Origin of the sequence: Laedolimicola ammoniilytica (assembly GCF_025567165.1) — a bacterium.
Lineage (GTDB): Bacteria > Bacillota > Clostridia > Lachnospirales > Lachnospiraceae > Laedolimicola > Laedolimicola ammoniilytica.
In genome coordinates this window covers 1-18,059 of sequence record NZ_JAOQKC010000004.1, presented here as the reverse complement: position 1 = coordinate 18,059, position 18,059 = coordinate 1, and the positions used below count along the sequence as shown (strand labels likewise).

The 18,059-nt window shown below is 52.5% G+C and carries 16 protein-coding genes; 1 reads left to right on the top strand and 15 read right to left on the bottom strand.

Annotation, left to right across the window (positions count from 1 at the left end):
* Positions 1–30: 30 nt before the first annotated feature.
* The 8 genes from murD to OCV63_RS03755 form a co-directional block, all read right to left on the bottom strand.
* Positions 31–1,389: a UDP-N-acetylmuramoyl-L-alanine--D-glutamate ligase gene (murD, locus tag OCV63_RS03790; protein ID WP_158362102.1), complete on the bottom strand. Its 1,359-nt coding sequence runs from the start codon at positions 1,387–1,389 to the stop codon at positions 31–33.
* A gap of 14 nt (positions 1,390–1,403) precedes the next feature.
* A complete protein-coding gene (gene mraY, locus OCV63_RS03785; protein ID WP_158362100.1) occupies positions 1,404–2,363 on the bottom strand; it encodes a phospho-N-acetylmuramoyl-pentapeptide-transferase in 960 nt (319 codons plus the stop codon).
* Positions 2,364–2,394: 31 nt separating this feature from the next.
* Positions 2,395–4,173, bottom strand: coding sequence for a peptidoglycan D,D-transpeptidase FtsI family protein (locus OCV63_RS03780; protein WP_158362099.1), 1,779 nt, complete (start codon positions 4,171–4,173; stop codon positions 2,395–2,397).
* A gap of 48 nt (positions 4,174–4,221) precedes the next feature.
* Entirely contained in the window at positions 4,222–6,387 is a 2,166-nt protein-coding gene (locus OCV63_RS03775) for a peptidoglycan D,D-transpeptidase FtsI family protein (protein WP_262670632.1), read from the bottom strand.
* Between the two features lie 5 nt (positions 6,388–6,392).
* Entirely contained in the window at positions 6,393–6,932 is a 540-nt protein-coding gene (locus tag OCV63_RS03770) for a hypothetical protein (RefSeq protein WP_262670631.1), read from the bottom strand.
* Between the two features lie 3 nt (positions 6,933–6,935).
* Positions 6,936–7,886 (bottom strand): 16S rRNA (cytosine(1402)-N(4))-methyltransferase RsmH, encoded by a 951-nt coding sequence (rsmH, locus tag OCV63_RS03765; RefSeq protein WP_158362098.1) that lies wholly within the window; start codon positions 7,884–7,886, stop codon positions 6,936–6,938.
* A gap of 15 nt (positions 7,887–7,901) precedes the next feature.
* Positions 7,902–8,339, bottom strand: a complete 438-nt coding sequence (gene mraZ / locus OCV63_RS03760) for a division/cell wall cluster transcriptional repressor MraZ (RefSeq protein WP_158362097.1) — start codon at positions 8,337–8,339, stop codon at positions 7,902–7,904.
* Positions 8,340–8,602: 263 nt separating this feature from the next.
* Positions 8,603–9,211 (bottom strand): DedA family protein, encoded by a 609-nt coding sequence (locus tag OCV63_RS03755; RefSeq protein WP_158362096.1) that lies wholly within the window; start codon positions 9,209–9,211, stop codon positions 8,603–8,605.
* 162 nt (positions 9,212–9,373) lie between these two features.
* Between OCV63_RS03755 and ychF the strand changes: the two genes are divergently transcribed.
* Positions 9,374–10,471: a redox-regulated ATPase YchF gene (gene ychF, locus OCV63_RS03750; protein ID WP_158362095.1), complete on the top strand. Its 1,098-nt coding sequence runs from the start codon at positions 9,374–9,376 to the stop codon at positions 10,469–10,471.
* Between the two features lie 109 nt (positions 10,472–10,580).
* Here the strand turns inward: ychF and OCV63_RS03745 are convergent, their stop codons facing one another.
* From OCV63_RS03745 to OCV63_RS03715, 7 genes are all read right to left on the bottom strand, one after another.
* Positions 10,581–11,390: an SseB family protein gene (locus tag OCV63_RS03745; RefSeq protein WP_158362094.1), complete on the bottom strand. Its 810-nt coding sequence runs from the start codon at positions 11,388–11,390 to the stop codon at positions 10,581–10,583.
* A 100-nt stretch (positions 11,391–11,490) separates the two neighbouring features.
* Positions 11,491–12,354 carry a DNA adenine methylase gene (locus OCV63_RS03740; protein WP_158362093.1) on the bottom strand — a complete coding sequence of 288 codons (864 nt, stop codon included), beginning with the start codon at positions 12,352–12,354 and terminating at the stop codon, positions 11,491–11,493.
* Between the two features lie 42 nt (positions 12,355–12,396).
* On the bottom strand, positions 12,397–12,894 hold the full coding sequence (gene greA, locus OCV63_RS03735; RefSeq protein ID WP_158362092.1) for a transcription elongation factor GreA: 498 nt from the start codon (positions 12,892–12,894) through the stop codon (positions 12,397–12,399).
* Positions 12,895–12,896: 2 nt separating this feature from the next.
* The gene (locus OCV63_RS03730; RefSeq protein ID WP_158362091.1) at positions 12,897–14,060 is read right to left on the bottom strand and encodes a DUF4317 domain-containing protein; all 1,164 of its coding nucleotides are present in this window, start codon (positions 14,058–14,060) and stop codon (positions 12,897–12,899) included.
* A 62-nt stretch (positions 14,061–14,122) separates the two neighbouring features.
* Positions 14,123–16,792, bottom strand: coding sequence for a translation factor GTPase family protein (locus OCV63_RS03725; RefSeq protein ID WP_158362090.1), 2,670 nt, complete (start codon positions 16,790–16,792; stop codon positions 14,123–14,125).
* Between the two features lie 59 nt (positions 16,793–16,851).
* On the bottom strand, positions 16,852–17,643 hold the full coding sequence (locus OCV63_RS03720) for a DUF3169 family protein (protein WP_262670630.1): 792 nt from the start codon (positions 17,641–17,643) through the stop codon (positions 16,852–16,854).
* Positions 17,621–17,851, bottom strand: coding sequence for a helix-turn-helix transcriptional regulator (locus OCV63_RS03715; protein ID WP_158362088.1), 231 nt, complete (start codon positions 17,849–17,851; stop codon positions 17,621–17,623). Before OCV63_RS03715 ends, OCV63_RS03720 begins: the two co-directional genes overlap by 23 nt.
* Positions 17,852–18,059 lie beyond the last annotated feature (208 nt).

The following is an 18,059-nucleotide window of genomic DNA, read 5'->3' as shown; positions in this document are numbered from 1 at the left end:
TTCAGCCTGATTCATACTTTTTCGCTCTTTTTATTCAGGAAGCGCACGGACGTAATCTTTGAACATTCTTCCTCTCTGCTCGTAGTTATCGAACATCCCCCAGCTTGCGCAGGCCGGAGACAGCAGCACCGCGTCGCCGCTCTCTGCCTTGTCGGCGCAGACCTGCACTGCCTCTTCCAGGCTCCCGGTAAATACGATGTTGGTAAAGCCATGCTTTTTCGCAGTTTCGGCAATCTGATTGGCGGTCTGGCCCAGCAGAACCAGCCATTTCACTTTATCGCCGAAGCACTCGATCCAGTCGTCGAAGGTCACATGCTTGTCGTAACCGCCGCCGATGACGATGGTAGGACGATTCATGGCCTGCACGGCCTTGATGGACGCATCGGTATTCGTTCCCTTGGAATCGTTGTAATAAGCGACGCCCTTCTTTTCCGCCACGAACTCGATGCGGTGTTCTACGGCTGTAAAGTTGATGACTGTCTCGCGGATATAGGGGAACGGTACGCCCATGGCTGCTGTAATGGCCACAGCCGCCATCACATTCTCATAATTATGGGTTCCGAGAAGCTTCAGCTCCGATATATCGCAAATTTTTGTCCGAACAGCCTCATCCGCATACACAATCGCCGTTCCATCCAGATACACGCCCTGATCCAGTATATGCTCCCGGCTGAAATACAGAACCGAAGCCTTGCAGGTCTCGCCGAAGCGGCGGGTCTCCTCGTCGTCATAGTTCAGCACACAGGTATCGTCCCTGGTCTGATTTTCCGCAATCTTCTCTTTTGTCTCTATATAGCATTTCATCGTATGATGACGATTCAGATGATCCGGCGTAATATTCAGAATAGCGCTGACTTTCGGATGAAAATTCTCGATGGTCTCCAGCTGGAAGCTGCTGATTTCCGCAGCGGTCACGCTGTTCCCGGTCATTTTCAGGGCCTCCTGGGTGTAGGCGGTTCCGATATTGCCCACCACAAAGACCTCCGGATAATAACTCTTAAAGATTTCGCCAACCAGGGTAGTTGTGGTAGTTTTCCCGTTTGTTCCGGTAATTGCCGCAATTCTGCCCTTGCCAAAATGGTAAGCCAGCTCCACCTCGCCCCAGATGGTTGCGCCATTTGCCCGCAGCTCCTCCACCAGCGGCAAATCCACCGGCACGCCCGGGCTTAAGACTACCAGCTCGGTCTCCTTCTTCAGTTCTTCCGGGAATGCGCCCAGCACAATCTTGCACTTGCTGCCCTCGGGGAGTCGTCCGCGTACCTCCGCCCCGGTCAGTTTTTCATTGCTGTCATAGAGGGTCGGCACTGCGCCCGCTGCCTCCAGAAGCTTCACGGCTCCGACGCCGCTGACGCCGCTGCCAATCACTACTATCTTCTTATCCGTAATCATTTTTCATATCCTCCTTAAAGCGCCAGTAAGCCCACCAGGCACAGCAGTGCCGTCACGATAGAAAATACCGCCACAACCCGGGTCTCGGACCAGCCGCCCAGCTCAAAATGATGATGAATCGGCGCCATCCGGAAGATACGCTTTCCGCCGGTCATCTTAAAGTAAGTTACCTGAATCATGACAGAGAGAATCTCCACCCAGTAAATCAGCGCCACGATCAGGATGAAAATCGGCATATCCATCATGTAGGCCGTGGCCGCCACGAAGCCGCCCAGAGCCAGGGAGCCAGTGTCACCCATGAAGACGCTGGCCGGGAATACATTGAAGAGCAGAAAGCCCATCAGGCTTCCCACCACCGCGCAGGTAATCGGGTGAATGCCGCTCTGCGTTCCCACTGCTACCACCGTGAAAAATACCGCAATCAGCACTGTAACGCTGGCAGCCAGGCCGTCCAGACCGTCCGTGAAGTTGGCGCCGTTGACTGTTCCGATGATGGCCAGGAAAGCCACCGGAATGGCAAGCCAGCCCAGATGCAGATAATGCCCCGGCCAGAAGGGAATCAGCATGGCCATGTCCCCGCCGGTCATTTTATAATAATAGAAAATGAACACGCCGGTCACCAGGAACTGGCCGAACATCTTCTGTCCAGGCGTCAGTCCCTCGGAGCGGTGCAGAATAATCTTAATATAATCATCCAGGAATCCGATGATGCCGAAGCCCACGGTCACAAAAAGAATCGGAATAATCTTCGGATAATCCTTCGCGTAAATCAGGGATGTGACAATGATGGCCGTCAGAATCATGACGCCGCCCATGGTGGGGGTTCCCGTCTTTTTCAGATGACTCTTGGGGCCCTCCTCGCGCTCTGTCTGACCGAACTTCATTTTGCGGAGCAGCGGAATCACGATGGGTCCCAGGGCCGCACTGATGACAAAGGAAATCAGAACCGGAAATATCAGTGTTTTCAAATTCATAACTTTTACCTCTCTATTATTTCTCTTACGACTATTCTGTAGTATAAGCCTTTTCTTCCGTTTTTTCAATGCCAAGATAGGGAAGAATATTCGTAAAGACATCTCTTATGACCGGAGCGGCGATGGTGCCGCCGTAGTAGACGCCCTGGGGATTGTGGATGATGCACATGGCCAATACCTCAGGATTATCCGCCGGGGCAAAGCCGATGAAGGAGGAAATGTACTTGTTCGTCCCCCTGGGCAGGGTCTGGGACGTGGCCGTCTTGCCACCGATGCGGCAGCCCTCGATGTACGCCTTTTTTCCGCCACCCTCTGATACCACCTTTTCCAGCAGGAATCGCATGATTTCGGAAGTCTCCGGCCGCACCACCTGTTTTCCTTTTGGCCAGGACAATTTTTTCAGAACCTTTCCCTCCTGATTTTCGATGGCCACGCCGAAATGGGGCGTGATCCGCCTGCCGCCGTTTACAATGGAGCTGACCGTCGCCGCCATCTGCATGGGCGTAATCTGAAAGGACTGGCCGAAAGACATAGTTGCCAGCTCTACCAGCCCAATATTTTCCAGCTTATGCATGATAATATTGGCTTCGCCGGGCAGATCGATACCAGTCTTCTCCATGAGCCCGAACTGCCGGAAATACCCGCAGAAATCCTCAGCTCCCACCCGCTGGCCAATGTCAATGAATGCCGGATTGCAGGAATTCTCAATGGCCTGTACAAAGGTCTCGCTTCCGTGCCCCCGCACCTTATGGCAGCGGATCCGCCGATCCTCCACCATACGAAAACCCGGACAGCTGAATCTGTCCTGTAGGCTGACCACACCCTTTTCCAACGCGGCCGCAGCTGTGACAATTTTAAAAATGGATCCGGGCTCGTAGGTGTCGTTGATGCTCTGATTCCGCCACATCTGATTGCGAAGATCCTGCTTCTGCTCTTCCGTAAGTGTCGCCGGATCCTGAGCCGTCCCTGCCAGATAGTCCGTCAGATCATAGGGATTGTTCAAATCAAACTCCGGTACATTGACATTGGCGTAGATTTCGCCGTTCCGGGGATTCAGCACCAGAATCGACACATAGGTGGCCTGCTTTTCCTCCCGGACCTTCTTCGCCGCCTGCTCCGCGTAGAGCTGAATATTGTAGTCCAGGCTGACTCTCAGATCTGCGCCCGGAACCGGCTCCACGCGCTCTTCGCCTGCGTCGGCCAGCTCGATTCCCCGGGCGTCGGTCAAGGTCAGAATGGTACCGTTCTGCCCCTGCAGATACGTATCATACCGGACCTCCAGGCCAATAATGCCCTGGTTATCGCTGCCGGTAAAGCCCAGAACCTTGGAAGCCAGGGAACCGTAAGGGTACGACCGCTTATAATCCTCATCTATCTTAACCCCCTTAAGCTCCAGAGCCCGGATGCGGTCGCCGGTCTCTTTATCCACATTTGCCTTGATACGCTCGATGGAGCTGTATTTCTCCACCCTTTTTCGAACCGTCTCCTCCGGCAAATCCAGTTCCCGGGATAGGGCCTCGATGACACCCTCCGGATCCCGGATCTGGCTATGTACCACTGACACGGTACACACGGTTCGGTTGGAGGCCAGCACCGTGCCGTTCCGATCGAGTATCCGGCCCCGTGCTGCCTTGATGCTCCGCTCCCGCTGGTGCAGATCTTCCGCCAGCTCCTGATAATAGTCCGCCTCAAAGACCATGAGCCTTACGAGCCTCACTACCAGTCCTATCAGCAGCAATACGCAGACACAAAACACCAGGCTCAGCTTTTTCCGGTTGTAGGTCCTGCTTTTCGGTTCTCTTTCTTTCATAAAAACCCCATAATCGGTTTGTTACAACCTATTATGGGGTCTCTGAATTTATTCTGTCTCAGCCGGGGTGCTTCCATCCTCGGGCAGAATCGGGCTTTCATAGCCGTTCAGCTCGCCGGTGTCTCCCTCGGCCTCCACCTCTTCCTCGGTGGGCATCTTCACGGTCTCACCGGTGTTCGGATCCACTAACGTGCCTTCCTCCACAGGCACCTCTTCCTCTGCCACTTCTTCCTTGGCTGCCTCTTCCGCGTTGGCCGCCTCCTCGGCTGCCACCTCCTCCTTCATATCCTCCGGAATCTCCGCTGTCGCGTAGATGTTCAGATATGGCATCGCCTCTTTCATAATATTCTTGAAAATCTCCTGGGCAAAGGCGCTGCTGGCCTGAGTAGCCGGGCTGTCTGCGTTGGGCTCGTCCACCACCACATAGCAGACCACCTGGGGATTGTCCGCCGGCGCAAAGCCGATAAAGGACACCAGGTATTTTCTGGCAGAACGGGGAACCTTTTGAGCTGTTCCAGTCTTGCCGCCCATGGTGTAGCCTGCCACACGGGCCTTTTTACCGGTAGGATTATTGCCATTGGCATCCGCGGTTCCATACATAGTATGATACAGGTACTGACGGATCAGGGAAGACGTTTTATTGGAAATGGTCTGACGCACCAGCACCGGATTCACAGTCTCCACGGTGCCGCCCTCCGCGTTCAGAATCTTCTTCACCACATGGGGCTGATAATAATAGCCGCCATTGATAACCGAAGAGAAAGCCGAAGCCACCTGGATCATGGAAGTATTGAAGCCCTGACCGAAAGAGCTGGTCGCCAGCTCTACCGGACCCATCGTATCTTTGGTAAATACAGTGGATGCATTGTTCGTCTCACCGGGCAGATCAATATTGGTCTTCAGACCGAAGTTAAAGATCTGCTGGTATTTCAGGAAATTGTCATAGCCTATCATGGCGCCCATCTGCATCAGGGCGTCGTTGCAGGAGAACATCAGTGATCCTTCCAGGGAAATAATACCGTGGCCGGTTTTCTTGGCGCACTTGATCTTGGGCTGACCCTGTACGATGACTTGGCCGCCATCGCAGAGGAAGGTGGTGGAATCATTCACCACACCCAGCTCAAGAGCTGCCGCCACAGTCATGGGCTTTACGGTAGAACCGGGCTCATAGCCGTCACTGATACAGAAGTTCCGCCACATCTGGTTCTTGGCGTCTAACTGCTCATCCTCAGACATGGCGTCCACCTCTTCCTGGGTCAGATATCCGTTGGCCACCAGGTCCTGGGGATTGTTCAGGTCGAAATCCACGTCGCCCGCCATGGCCAGGATCTCGCCGTTCTGGGGATTCATCAGCAGCACGCCGATGTTCTTGGCCGCCGGTCCCTCCACATTTTTATTGGTATAATCCTCGATAAATTTGTCGATATATTTCTCCGCGATGCCCTGCAGGGTCGCGTCGACAGTGGATACCACAGTATTACCGTCGGTCGCCTTCTTCACAGAGGTGGACTGCTCCAGATCCTCGTTCAGATATTTGTAGCTGCGGCCGTCGGTTCCGCTCAATGCGCTGTTGTACTCCTCCTCAATGCCGCTCTGCCCCTGCTCGCTCGAGACGGTGTATCCGAGCACATGACAGGCCAGGGAATTGTAGGGATACCGACGGATATAGGCGTCCTCGAACCAGACGCCCTTGATTTTGCTTCCGGCCTCCTTATCCTCCTGGACCGCCTTAAAATCCGCAATCTCGTCCTTGCTCAGCTGCTTTTTCAAAATGACGTAGCTGCTGTCCTTCCTGTCCTCCAGGGTCGTGCGGAGTTCCGGTTCATCCAGCTCAAAATATTGCACCAACGCCTTAATGGTAGGCTCCACGCAGTCCTTATCCGCATCCTCCTTGTCCTGATTCTGCCACAGTACCTTCGGATCCAGAATCAGATTGTAGACCTTCTCGCTGGTGGCCAGAATCGTGCCGTTGCGATCCAGAATATCGCCCCGTCGGAAGGGCAGGACGACACTGTTGGTATCCTGCTGGGCCAGCACCTTCTTTGTATACTTATCTCCGCTGGTCTTATTGATGTAGGCCAGTCTCACATTTACTCCAATCAGAGCAAGTACAATGAGCGCAAATACAAGCGCCAGCTTACGCTTCATACGGTTGGTAAGCAGCGCCTGCATCTGCGCTCTCGTTTTTCTTTTTTTCTCTGTACGATTGTTCAAATTACTCACCTGCTAATCGTGCCAAGCACTCCCTTAAGTCCGCTCTGGTCCTTCGGAATGTCGGCATACTGCTTTACGTAATCGCTCCCCTCGTTGTCGTAAAGTACTACCTGATCCTCATTTGCGTATACCATGCCAAGCTCGTTGACTGCGATATCCCGAATCTTCTCCAGATCCACAGAAGTGGTCACCCGGTTGTATTCGTCATCGTTCTCATCCTTCAGCGTGGAAAGCTGTGTCTCCAGAGCCGCGATATTCTTGGCCCGGGCGGTATTGTCCGCCTGCAGCTGCAGGTATCCTACGCAGACCCACATGGCCACGCCCAGGGCCGCCGCCAGGAACAGGACATAGCCGATACCCATACGCTGCTCCGGCTTTGTTCTGCGGGAGGTCTGGACGGAAAGCTGCTTTCCCCGGCTCTGCCGCCGCTCCGGCTCCCGGAGCTTCCGGACCGTCGCGCCCTCCACGCAGGCGCTCTGCCGTCTGTCCGCGTCCGTTCTTCTCTCTGTTCTTTTTTTTGTATAAATGCTTCTGATCTCTGCCATTTTTTACGCTTCCTGACTCCCGATCCGCTCAAAGACGCGAAGCTTCGCGCTCTTGGATCGTTTATTGTATTCCAGCTCCTCCGCACTCGGAGCAATCGGCTTTCTAATCGGTGACCTGCCCTTCGGTTTTTTACCACACACACACACAGGAAAGTTAGAAGGGCAGGTACAGGGATTTTCATTGGTTTTAAATATAGTCTTTACGATCCGGTCTTCCAGGGAATGGAAGGTAATCACACAGATTCTGCCGCCCGGATTCAGCAGCTCTATCATATCGTCCAGCGAATTCTTCAGTACCTCCAGCTCCTGGTTGAGCTCGATGCGGATCGCCTGGAAGGTCCGCTTGGCCGGATGGCCGCCCACTGCCCGGATCTTCGCCGGGATCGCTGCTCTTATGATCTCAGTCAGCTCGCCTGTGGTCTCAATGGGCTTTTTCTCCCGGGCTGCCGCGATATGCTTGGCGATATTGGCCGCGAACTTTTCTTCGCCGTAATCCCGGATGACCCGGTAGAGCTCATGCTCCGTATAGCCGTTGACAATATCCCGGGCTGTCTTCGTCTGACGCTGATCCATACGCATGTCCAGGGGCGCGTCCACCCGATAGGTGAAGCCCCGATCTGCGGCGTCCAGCTGATAGGAGGAAACTCCCAGATCCAGCACGATACCATCCACATGGTTGATGCCAAGGTTCTGAAGCTCCCGGCGCATATTACAGTAATTGCTCCGGACAATCGTCACCCGATCGCCGAATTCTTTCAGTCTCTCTCCCGCTGCCGCGATAGCGTCCGCATCCTGATCGATGCCGATGAGCCTTCCCTTGTCGGAAAGCTGCTTACAGATCTCGTAAGAATGTCCGCCGCCGCCCAGCGTGCCGTCTACGTATATTCCATCGGGACGGATATGCAGTTGTTCGATCGTCTCATGCAGTAAGACGGATACATGTGAAAATTCCATGTTTTCCCCTTTTTGTTAAATATCCAGACCAAGCTCTGTCAGCTGACCTGCAATCTCGTCCATGTCAATCTCTTCGTAATTGTTGTTCTCGTTCCACTTCTCCTCGCTCCAGATCTCGATACGGTTCAGGAGTCCGGCCAGTACAACGTCCTTCTCGATCCCCGCGAACTTTCGTAAGGTCGCCGGAATCAGTACTCTTCCCTGCTTGTCAAATTCACAGGAAGTGGCGCCTGCGGTCAGAAAACGTACAAAGGAACGCGCATTCTTATTGGTCATAGGGAGCTGCTTCAGCTTCTCTTCGTAGCTTTCCCACTCTTTCATGGGAAATACGAAAAGGCAGCCATCCAGCCCTCTGGTCACGATACACTCGTCACCGAGCTTCTCCCGAAACTTTGAAGGAATGATCAGCCTGCCCTTGGTGTCTACCGTATGGTTGTATTCGCCCCGGAACATAGCGTCACCCCACTTTCATCGGTTTTGGTTCCTGATTCACCACTTAAATGCACGTTAAAACCACTTTCCACCACTCTTCACCACTCATGAATTAATAATATCTTAATTTTTCCCAAAAAGCAAGACCTTTTTCTGTGTAGTTTGCACAAACGCAAAACAACAATATCTTGTTTTTTATTGTTTTTACATACACAAGATATTGTTGTTTTATTGCGATATCCTGTTCTGTTTTTCCATCCTTTTACATAATTCTTCAGAATTCCTTAAGTTTTTCTTCTTATATAAAAGCCGATCCCCCCACTCAAAGCGCTGATTCCCAGTACAATCAGCATCACATGGGAATACTCCCCCGCCAGCCAGGCGATATATTCCCAGGATTCACCCATGAACGCACCCAGAGATACCAGAAGAATATTCCAGATTAGAGTGCCCGCCGTGGTGTACAGAAAAAATAAGGAAAATTTCATCCGGCTCATGCCTGCCGGAATTGAGATCAGGCTTCGCACCACCGGGACACAACGGCAGAAAAAGACCGTAATCCGCCCCTTACTCCGGAACCAGGCGTCCGCCTTCGCGATATCTTCCCCCTTCAGGCGGAGAATCTTCCCAACCTTTCCATCCACCAGCTTCGTCAGACGTTCCCGGTTCAGCAACGCGCCCACTCCGTAAAGCACCACAGCTCCTGCCAAAGATCCCAATGTGGCAAAAAACACCACTCCCGGAATATGCAAGGATGTATGGATGGTCAGAAACCCACCAAAGGGCAGAATCACCTCCGAGGGAATCGGCGGAAACACATTTTCCAGGAAAATCAGGAAAAAGAGCCCGGGATATCCATACTGCTCCATGACTGATAAGATCAGACTTTTCAAGGTGTTTCCTCCCGCATGTAAAATCGCTTTCTTGGCCTATTTTATGCGCATTGAAACCTATTTAGGCTATTTTAATCTGAGAATTTACATTTTCATCCGGGTATGCTATAGTATACTGTGAATGTTTGAAGAGAAGAACGTGTTAAGGAGGATATAGATAAAATGAAATTAGGTATTGTGGGTCTGCCGAATGTCGGCAAGAGTACCCTGTTTAATTCCCTGACTAAGGCTGGCGCAGAATCCGCCAACTACCCATTCTGTACCATTGATCCCAATGTGGGCGTGGTTGCAGTACCGGACGCCCGTCTGGGACTGCTGGCAGATATGTACCATTCTGCTAAAGTAACTCCGGCTGTCATTGAGTTCGTGGACATCGCCGGACTGGTAAAGGGCGCGTCCAAGGGCGAGGGCCTGGGCAATCAGTTTCTGGCCAATATCCGCGAAGTAGACGCTATCGTACATGTAGTCCGCTGCTTTGAGGATCCCAATGTCATCCATGTAGACGGCAGTGTGGATCCCATCCGCGACATTGAGACGATTAATCTGGAACTGATTTTCTCCGATCTGGAGATTCTGGAACGCCGTATCTCCAAGACGGTCCGCGGCGCCCGCAATGACAAGGCGCTGGCTAAGGAGCTGGAACTTCTGAACCGCCTGAAGGCCTGGCTGGAGGATGGAAAAATGGCGTCCGGCTTCACCACTGACGACGAGGATGAACAGGTATGGCTCAACAGCTATAACCTGCTAACCTACAAGCCGGTGATCTTCGCAGCCAATGTAGGCGAGGACGATCTGGCCGACGACGGCGCGTCCAATCCCCATGTGGAAGCCGTTCGAAAGTACGCAGCTGAGAATGGCAGCGAAGTATTCGTTATCTGCGCTCAGATTGAAGAAGAAATTTCTGAACTGGATGACGATGAAAAGGCCATGTTCCTGGAAGATCTGGGATTAAAAGAATCCGGTCTGGACAAGCTGATCCGCGCAAGCTATCACTTGCTGGGCCTGATCAGTTACCTGACTGCCGGAGAAACCGAAACCCGCGCATGGACCATTACCCGGGGCACCAAGGCGCCCCAGGCAGCCGGCAAGATTCATTCTGACTTCGAGCGTGGCTTTATCCGTGCCGAGGTGGTAAACTATCAGGATCTGCTGGACTGCGGCAGCTACTCCGCAGCCAAGGAGAAGGGCCTGGTAGGTCTGGAGGGTAAGGATTATGTGGTGAAGGACGGCGACGTAATTCTGTTCCGTTTTAATGTATAAATAAGTTTATTAATCATTTCGAAGGCAAATGAAAGGGAGCGGCCATGATGATATGGCTGCTCCCTTTCGTTTGCATACTCGTTTATGCGTTCTACGCACTCTGAAATGATTACTGCTGTTTCGCCAGCGCTTCCACCTTGTCCCTCTGCAGCAGCAGATTGAAGCCTGCCGGGTTCAGTGCGAAGCCCTTGGCATTCTGAATCAGCGGCGGAACCAGCTTCTGGAAAGGCGCGGCCAGCGCCTGCAGCTTCCGGGGATTCTTCTGGCGGAATTTTTCAAACTCCCACAGGTCTGAGAAAATCGGCTGGATGATGTCGCCTGCCGGATTCTTCAGATAGGGAACCTTTACATCCGGGTTCGGCTTGGTCAGATCCAGCGGTCCCTTCACATCGGTAATATCAATTGCCAGCACAAAACGGGAACGCTTCAGATTTGCGATCAGCTCCTGCTCCATCTCCCGTAAACGGGCGGTCCGCTCCGGATCCGGCGTATTCTGATTTGACCGTCTCAGTTCCTGTAAAAAATATACAGCCGTCAACTGCAGGGAATCGTTCATCACCGGCGGCATATTGTCCTTCTGCTCCGGCTTTTTCACGGTTACCACACTGCTCAGATCCAGATAGCAGAAGCCGGAACCATTGTGGAAGGCCACCCGGTTGATTCCGGTCAGGTAAAGGCCGGTATAAAAAGCGGACATCTTATCCTTTACAATCTCTGTCACCACTGTCGGATACTGCTGTTCCTCCAGCTTCTCCGCGTAATCCTTCGCGTCCTGTTCATGTTCAAAAATTGCCACCTGATCGTCAAAGGTCTCCGCATCACACTCTGCATAAGGCAGATTCGTTGCCTTGGAAATCAGAACATAAAAATGCTCCAGTTTCTGTAAATTTTTTATCATCAATCGATTATCTGTACTCATAACCTATGTCCCTCTTTCCGATAACCTGTCACGGCATCATTTCTTACTATTTTACCAGAAGCCGGACTGCTTGACAAGGCGCAGTGCCGCACCCCTTTTCTCATTTCTTCCGGGTTCTGCGCTTCGGCTTGATGGCTTCCCCGTAGTTTCGAATAATAACTTCCTTGCCCCGGCGCTTCTTCGGGTCAGAATTGATGGCGCGGCGCACGTCGATCTCTTCGATCAGGAAACCCTCGTACAGCTCCTGAATCAGCTCCGTGTTGTGGTTGGTCAGCATACAGGACACGCCTTTTTCCGTCAATCTCCGGAACAAAGCAGCCAGTCTGCGATGCTCTTCCTCGGTAAATCCTTCCTTGGTGTAGGAATCAAAGGATGTGGGATTCAGGGGCGCATAGGGGCTGTCAAAATAGACGAAATCGCCCGCTTTTGCCTCTGTAAGAGCCTGCTCGAAATCCTGGCAGGTGATGGTCACTGACTTCAGATAAGCAGAAATAGCCTTGATATTCTCCATATCCATGGAGCGGACCGACTGCTTCTGGTTCCAAGGGACGTTAAACTCTCCCTTTGTGTTGACCCGGTAGAGGCCATTGAAGCAGTGTTTATTCAGATAAATGAACAGGGCTGCCATCTCTGTGTCGTAAGAATGGCTCAAGCGCTTTTCATTATAGCTGCTTCGCATGTCGTAATAGAATTCCCGGGTGCAGGTGACCTTGTCAAGCTCCATCAGCTTCTCCAGAATCGCGTCCAGATGGTCGCGGATCTCGGTGTAGGTGTGAACCAGCTCCTGATTGATATCGTTGATGTGGGCTCCCTCCGGCGCCAGGGACAGCACCAGCGCCCCGCCGCCCACGAAGGGCTCGTAATATGCATTGTAAGTATCCGGCATACGGATATAGAGCTGCTCCAGCATCTGCCGCTTGCCGCCGGCCCATTTGACAAATGGAACCATGGTCGTCGTATTCATAACATTTCCCCGTTTTTCTTTGTATTTATCTGGTGCGGACCTTTAGAATTTCCTGATACTTTCCTCTTCGCCGCCGTCCTTGTCGATGGCGCGGATCTCCACGTCGTAGCCGCCATTTCCCACCTGTACGTGGACCCGATCGCCGACTTTATGGCCCAGCAGGGCTTTGCCCAGTGGCGACTCGATACTGATGCGGCCTTCCAGAGAATTGCCCCGGATGGATGTGACGATCTTGACCTCTTCGGTCTCGTCCTCATCCTCGTAGTAGAGCAGAACCTTGGTATCCATGCCGACCTCGTCTGCCTTGGAATGGTCCTCCACCACTTTCGCGGTCCGCAGCATTCTCTCCAGATAGCGGATCCGGCTTTCATTCTGATTTTTGTCCTTCTTGGCCGCGTAATATTCGAAATTTTCGCTCAGGTCTCCATGCGCCCGGGCTTCCTTGACCGCTTCGATGGCCTCTTTCCGGACCACCAGCTTCCGGTGCTCGATTTCCTGCTGAATTTTTTCCACATCCTGCTTCGTCAGCTGTTCCCGCATGCCTATTCCTCTCCTTCACTCATCTGTCCGCCACAGCTGCTGCGCATGGTGCGAACCGAAATTCCATTTACTTCCACACGGTCGTCCACCGGAATCACCAGGCACTGTCTGCCGTCGATGATACGGGTCTCCACCAGATCCGTGCGCTCCGGATTCACCTGAATCACCACATCCGGAGCCTTGATTTCAAATTTTCTGGTATTCATTACATTGGATGCCAGGAACTCCGTATTTGCTCCGGAAGATTCCTCATAGCGCTCCTCGAGCTCTTCCATCTTCTCTGCTTCCACGCCGCTCTCGGCAAAAAGGTGTTTCACTTCAGCCTTGCTCAGCACCAGAGGCTCTGGCTCATCCTTTTTCTCCTCAGCCATCTCATACAGCTTCTCGTGGATATTGCGGACTGCCACGTAGTCGCATTCTTCACCCAAAGTCTCTTCAATCATGGCATTGAAGGTGTCCTTCTGGTCTGCCGCTGTCAGCGGCGTACCGCAGCCGAACATGCCTTCCACGAAATCATCCTTCAGTTCCTCCGCGTTCTTGGAATAGTAAAGCATACTATGTAAATCCGTGCTCCGATCCTGAAAGGCCGGAAACAGAAAGCCTGCCATGGGCAGCTCCACCAGCCAGTCCCGGACACGGGAAGCGAAACGATTGCTCTCCGCATCGTAGCTTAAGCCCGCCTTGGACAGGTTCACCGGACAAATGGTGCAGAGCAGATATTCATATACCTCGTCGGAAGCATCAAACATCTCCTCATTATCTGAGGCCTTGCCCGGCACATCGTACATGCCGTGTACCAGCAGAATCAGATAATTCTCGCCATATTCATAAGTCTCTATGATTTTATCATAAAACTGCTCCAGAAGCACGTCGTCTTTCAGCTTACTGTCACGAAGCTTCAGCAAAAATTCCTGCTGCCCACCTTCCATCTCCGCGTCCAGCGGGAATTCCAGATTGACCAGGTTCTTTCCCACCGTGCCGGACAGGCTCTTCCGAAAAATCTCAAAATACTTAAAGCACTCCTCCTCCGACTGGGAGAGAAAGGCTTCCTTCATCTCACTTTTTTTATTCTTCTCGCCGTCCACATAACAGGCGCAGAGTCTGGTCAGCGCACAGTTCTGGGGCGTAAACTGCTTTTTGATTTCCGCAATTTCTTTTTTATTCATGTAAAAATTCACTCCTGAATCTGATTTTCTCTTAGGATACTCTGTTTTTCTTCCGCTGAATATCATTCCTCTGCAGACAAAATTTCCTCTATCCAGCCGCGTACCTCATCGGACAGATTTTCAAACAGGTAGTTTTTGCCACCTGCCGGCTTCTGCTCCATGGTCTCCCGAAGCTCGCTTCCGGTCACCTCCACCAGTTCCCGTAGGCCTGACGCAGAAAGTCGGCTGGCTCCCTGGCCCATGATAATCACCTGCTCCAGGCCGTCTGAGGTGGCTACCGTCACCTGATACTTCCGTCCCAGCTCGTGAACCGTCTTCTCAATATACTGGTCTGCCGTCTCGGCTTCTTTTGTATACACCACATGAATGTTGTGATACTTGAAGATCTCCCTCGTGCCACCCTCGACCCGATAGGCATCGAAGACCAGAATCAGGGTGCAGCCCAGAGCACCCTGCAGATTGCTCAGGATGTCCATGAGTTTTCCTCTGGCAGCTTCCATGTTAATCTCTGACAGAGCTTTCAAGTCCTCCCAGGCGAAAATGATGTTGTATCCATCCACCAGAAGGTATTCCTTTTCCTTCTTGCGAAGCTTAATTTCCCGTTTTCCGGTATCCTCCGGCTCCTTCCGGAAGCTGCGCTCCACACGGCCCACGCCCTGGCGATCCCGCCGGATCGGGCCGTAGGTCCGCTCGAAGATCGCATCCAGTTCCTTCGGATCCACCGCGCCCAGAGACGACTGGCTTCTTCTGGCTGTCTCAAGTCCCGCTTCCTTCGGCTCTTTCTTTGGCCGCAGCACACCATCCACCTGCATATAGGAAAAGACCTGGTTCCAGGGCACATAAAAGCCCGCGCCGTGGGCGCAGAATACTGAACCGGTGGGATTCAGAATATCCGCCTCGGAATCATAGCCCATGGCCGCGATCACCTCGTCCGCATTTGCGCAAGGGCCGTAACCCTTCAGGGCACAGGACAGATGTCCCAGTCCCCGGGTGTAGGCAGTTACCTCCGCCGCATATCCCTGCATCTGTGATACCGGCGCACTCCCCTTTAATACCATCTGGCCGTTCTCATTTTCCGGCTCGGAGAAAGTACCAGTCATCTTCTGAATATCCGTCATGGCCCGTCCCAGCTTATCCGCCGGAATCGTCAGCCGGAACTCATAGAAAGGCTCCAGAAGTACGCTTTTCGCCTGCTTCAGTCCCTGCCGCACCGCCCGGTAGGTGGCCTGGCGGAAATCGCCGCCTTCCGTATGCTTGGCATGGGCACGACCCGCCACCAGCGAAATCTTCATATCGGTGATCTCAGAGCCTGTCAGCACGCCCGGATGGCTTCGCTCGGCCAGGTGTGTCAGAATCAGTCTCTGCCAGTTCCGATCCAGCACATCTTCACTGCACCGGCTCTCAAACACCAGGCCGCTTCCCCGCTCGCCCGGCTCCAGAAGCAAATGTACCTCCGCATAATGACGCAAGGGCTCAAAATGTCCCACGCCCTCCACCACATTTTCAATGGTCTCTTTGTATACGATACTGCCTGCGCCAAATTCCACCGGAACACCAAAGCGCTCCTGTATCAGGCTCTTCAAAATCTCAATCTGTACCTCGCCCATCACCCGCACGTGAATCTCCGAGAGTTCTTCCTGCCAGACCACATGGAGCTCCGGGAGTTCTTCCTCCAGCCTGCGAAGCTTCTGTAAAAGTTCCTGAAGATTGCAGCCATCCGGAGGCAGAAGCTGATACGTCAGAACCGGCTCCAGTGCGGGAACTGGGCCTCTTCCTTCCATTCCCATGCCTTCACCAGCCCAAGTTCTGGAAAGACCTGTCACGGCACAGACCGTACCCGCGGGTGCCTCCTGCACAGCCTCGAAGCTGCCGCCGGAATATAGCCGAATCTGATCTGCCTTCTCCTCCCAGCTCTCGCCGTCTGTCTCGCCCCGAATGAGCTGTTTTACCTTCAGGGAACCGCCTGTCACTTTCAGATAGCTTAAGCGATTTCCCTGTTCATCCCGGCCAATTTTGTATACACGGGCGCCGAATTCCGCCGGATACATCGGCTGCTCCATATAGCGCGCCATGTCATCCAGGAACTCCTGCACACCTTCGTCCTTCAAAGCCGAACCAAAATAACAGGGGTAAAGTTGCCGCTTCTTTATCTGATGGGCAATACTTTCCGCGCTCAGCGTTCCCTCTTCCAGGAATTTCTCCAGTAACGCCTCGTCACAGACCGCCACATCTTCCCAGATATCCGTCCTGGCCCGATCCGCCGTAAAATCCACACAGCGTCCGTCCAGCGCGTCCTTCAATTCCGCCAGGAGCGCCGCTCGATCCGTTCCGGGCTGATCCATTTTATTGACAAATAGAAAAACCGGAATCCGGTACTGCCGCAAAAGCTTCCAGAGGGTACGCACATGGGCCTGCACGCCATCCGCGCCGTTGATCACCAGGATGGCGTAATCCAGCACCCAGAGGGTACGCTCCATCTCTGCCGAAAAGTCCACATGTCCCGGCGTATCTAAGAGCGCCGCTTTCCAGTCCCCCAGCTGAAGCTGCGCCTGGCTTGCAAAAATCGTAATGCCTCTGGCCCGCTCCAGACTGTGTGTATCCATATGGGCGTCGCCATGATCCACGCGGCCCGCCTTCCGAATGGCGCCGCACCGGTAAAGCATGGCTTCCGCCAAAGTTGTCTTTCCTGCGTCCACATGGGCCAGGATTCCGATTGTCGTTCTCTTTTCCATACATTCAAACCTCGGATTCCATTCTAACACAAAATGTGTGTTCGGGAAAGAGATTTCTTTTATCTGACCAACGCCCTCGCTTCTCTCAGCTTTATACAGTAATGCGAATATGTAAACTGCGTCAGCAGCCAGATAACGGATACTACTACCACTGCAAACATCCCTGTATCAAAATACAAATTCGCTACCATCGTTCCCACCAGCAGAACCGGAATCGTCCGATTCACCGTCATATAGGCCTTGTAAGCACTCTGGTATATAATCTCTTTCTCCGCTTCATCGCAGCTCTCCAGCCACTGCTCCTGAAACTTCAGTGAAGACGGTTCTCCCTTTTTCTCCGGATGGGTCTTCTGAAGCAGCTTCACATAACGAATCTGCCAGAAATACTCATAGATAAAGCAGGCGATAAACACGATGCAAGCTGCCAGGAAACGAAATGCATGGCCGTCGCTTGTAATATACTTCATAGAGTAGCCGAAGGTCAAAACCAGAATACTGAGTACCTGAGATACCACACTTACATTCATTCCAAAGGCCCCTTCTTTTTCTTCCTCATATTCCAGCCGATCGCATTCTTCATCCTCCGCTGTCTGCTGCTTTTCACAGGTCGCTTTCAGCCTCCGGTAACTGGTCTCCCCCAGAATCACAGATCCTGCAAAAATAATTCCCAGAAGCGGTGCCAGCACGCTTTGAATCAGCACAGTGATTCCCGCCATGTCAATTCCGATTCCGTACGCTTTGGCTGCCTCATAAATGCCTCCGGAAACGCCACCCAATATGCCTCCTATCACCATCGCAACCGCAATAATCTTCAGACCATTTTTATAGCTATTCGTTTTCTTCTCTTTCATCTTCCCCATCCTCCTTATACCGGAAAATATCCTCTACCTGTACCTCGCAAATCATCGCCAGCTTCAAAGCCAATGTCACCGATGGCGAATAATCGCCCCGTTCAATCAGACTGATCGTCTGCCGGGACACCCCCGCCTTCTTCCCCAGCTCCGTCTGATTCAGATTCAGCCGGGAGCGGTATTCCTTCAATCGATTTAATAACGGCATAATGTTCAGCTCTCCTTTGTATTTGACAACTTTTCTTGTCATCATTATCATAACATTGACAAGTATAGTTGTCAATGTTACGATAAGTTTTTTCTCTAAAAAACTAATAGTTTTTTTGTAAGCGTCAAATAAAACAGTGTATAGAAAAATAACCGTCAGCCTTTTATACTAAAAGGTCAACGGTTATCGACAGAATTCTTTTACAAGA

Bases quoted from the DNA above. Each gene is read 5' to 3' on its own strand.
- murD (WP_158362102.1), bottom strand. From the start codon at position 1,389: ATGATTACGGATAAGAAGATAGTAGTGATTGGCAGCGGCGTCAGCGGC.
- mraY (WP_158362100.1), bottom strand. From the start codon at position 2,363: ATGAATTTGAAAACACTGATATTTCCGGTTCTGATTTCCTTTGTCATC.
- OCV63_RS03780 (WP_158362099.1), bottom strand. From the start codon at position 4,173: ATGAAAGAAAGAGAACCGAAAAGCAGGACCTACAACCGGAAAAAGCTG.
- OCV63_RS03770 (WP_262670631.1), bottom strand. From the start codon at position 6,932: ATGGCAGAGATCAGAAGCATTTATACAAAAAAAAGAACAGAGAGAAGA.
- rsmH (WP_158362098.1), bottom strand. From the start codon at position 7,886: ATGGAATTTTCACATGTATCCGTCTTACTGCATGAGACGATCGAACAA.
- mraZ (WP_158362097.1), bottom strand. From the start codon at position 8,339: ATGTTCCGGGGCGAATACAACCATACGGTAGACACCAAGGGCAGGCTG.
- ychF (WP_158362095.1), top strand. From the start codon at position 9,374: ATGAAATTAGGTATTGTGGGTCTGCCGAATGTCGGCAAGAGTACCCTG.
- OCV63_RS03745 (WP_158362094.1), bottom strand. From the start codon at position 11,390: ATGAGTACAGATAATCGATTGATGATAAAAAATTTACAGAAACTGGAG.
- OCV63_RS03740 (WP_158362093.1), bottom strand. From the start codon at position 12,354: ATGAATACGACGACCATGGTTCCATTTGTCAAATGGGCCGGCGGCAAG.
- greA (WP_158362092.1), bottom strand. From the start codon at position 12,894: ATGCGGGAACAGCTGACGAAGCAGGATGTGGAAAAAATTCAGCAGGAA.
- OCV63_RS03730 (WP_158362091.1), bottom strand. From the start codon at position 14,060: ATGAATAAAAAAGAAATTGCGGAAATCAAAAAGCAGTTTACGCCCCAG.
- OCV63_RS03725 (WP_158362090.1), bottom strand. From the start codon at position 16,792: ATGGAAAAGAGAACGACAATCGGAATCCTGGCCCATGTGGACGCAGGA.
- OCV63_RS03720 (WP_262670630.1), bottom strand. From the start codon at position 17,643: ATGAAAGAGAAGAAAACGAATAGCTATAAAAATGGTCTGAAGATTATT.
- OCV63_RS03715 (WP_158362088.1), bottom strand. From the start codon at position 17,851: ATGCCGTTATTAAATCGATTGAAGGAATACCGCTCCCGGCTGAATCTG.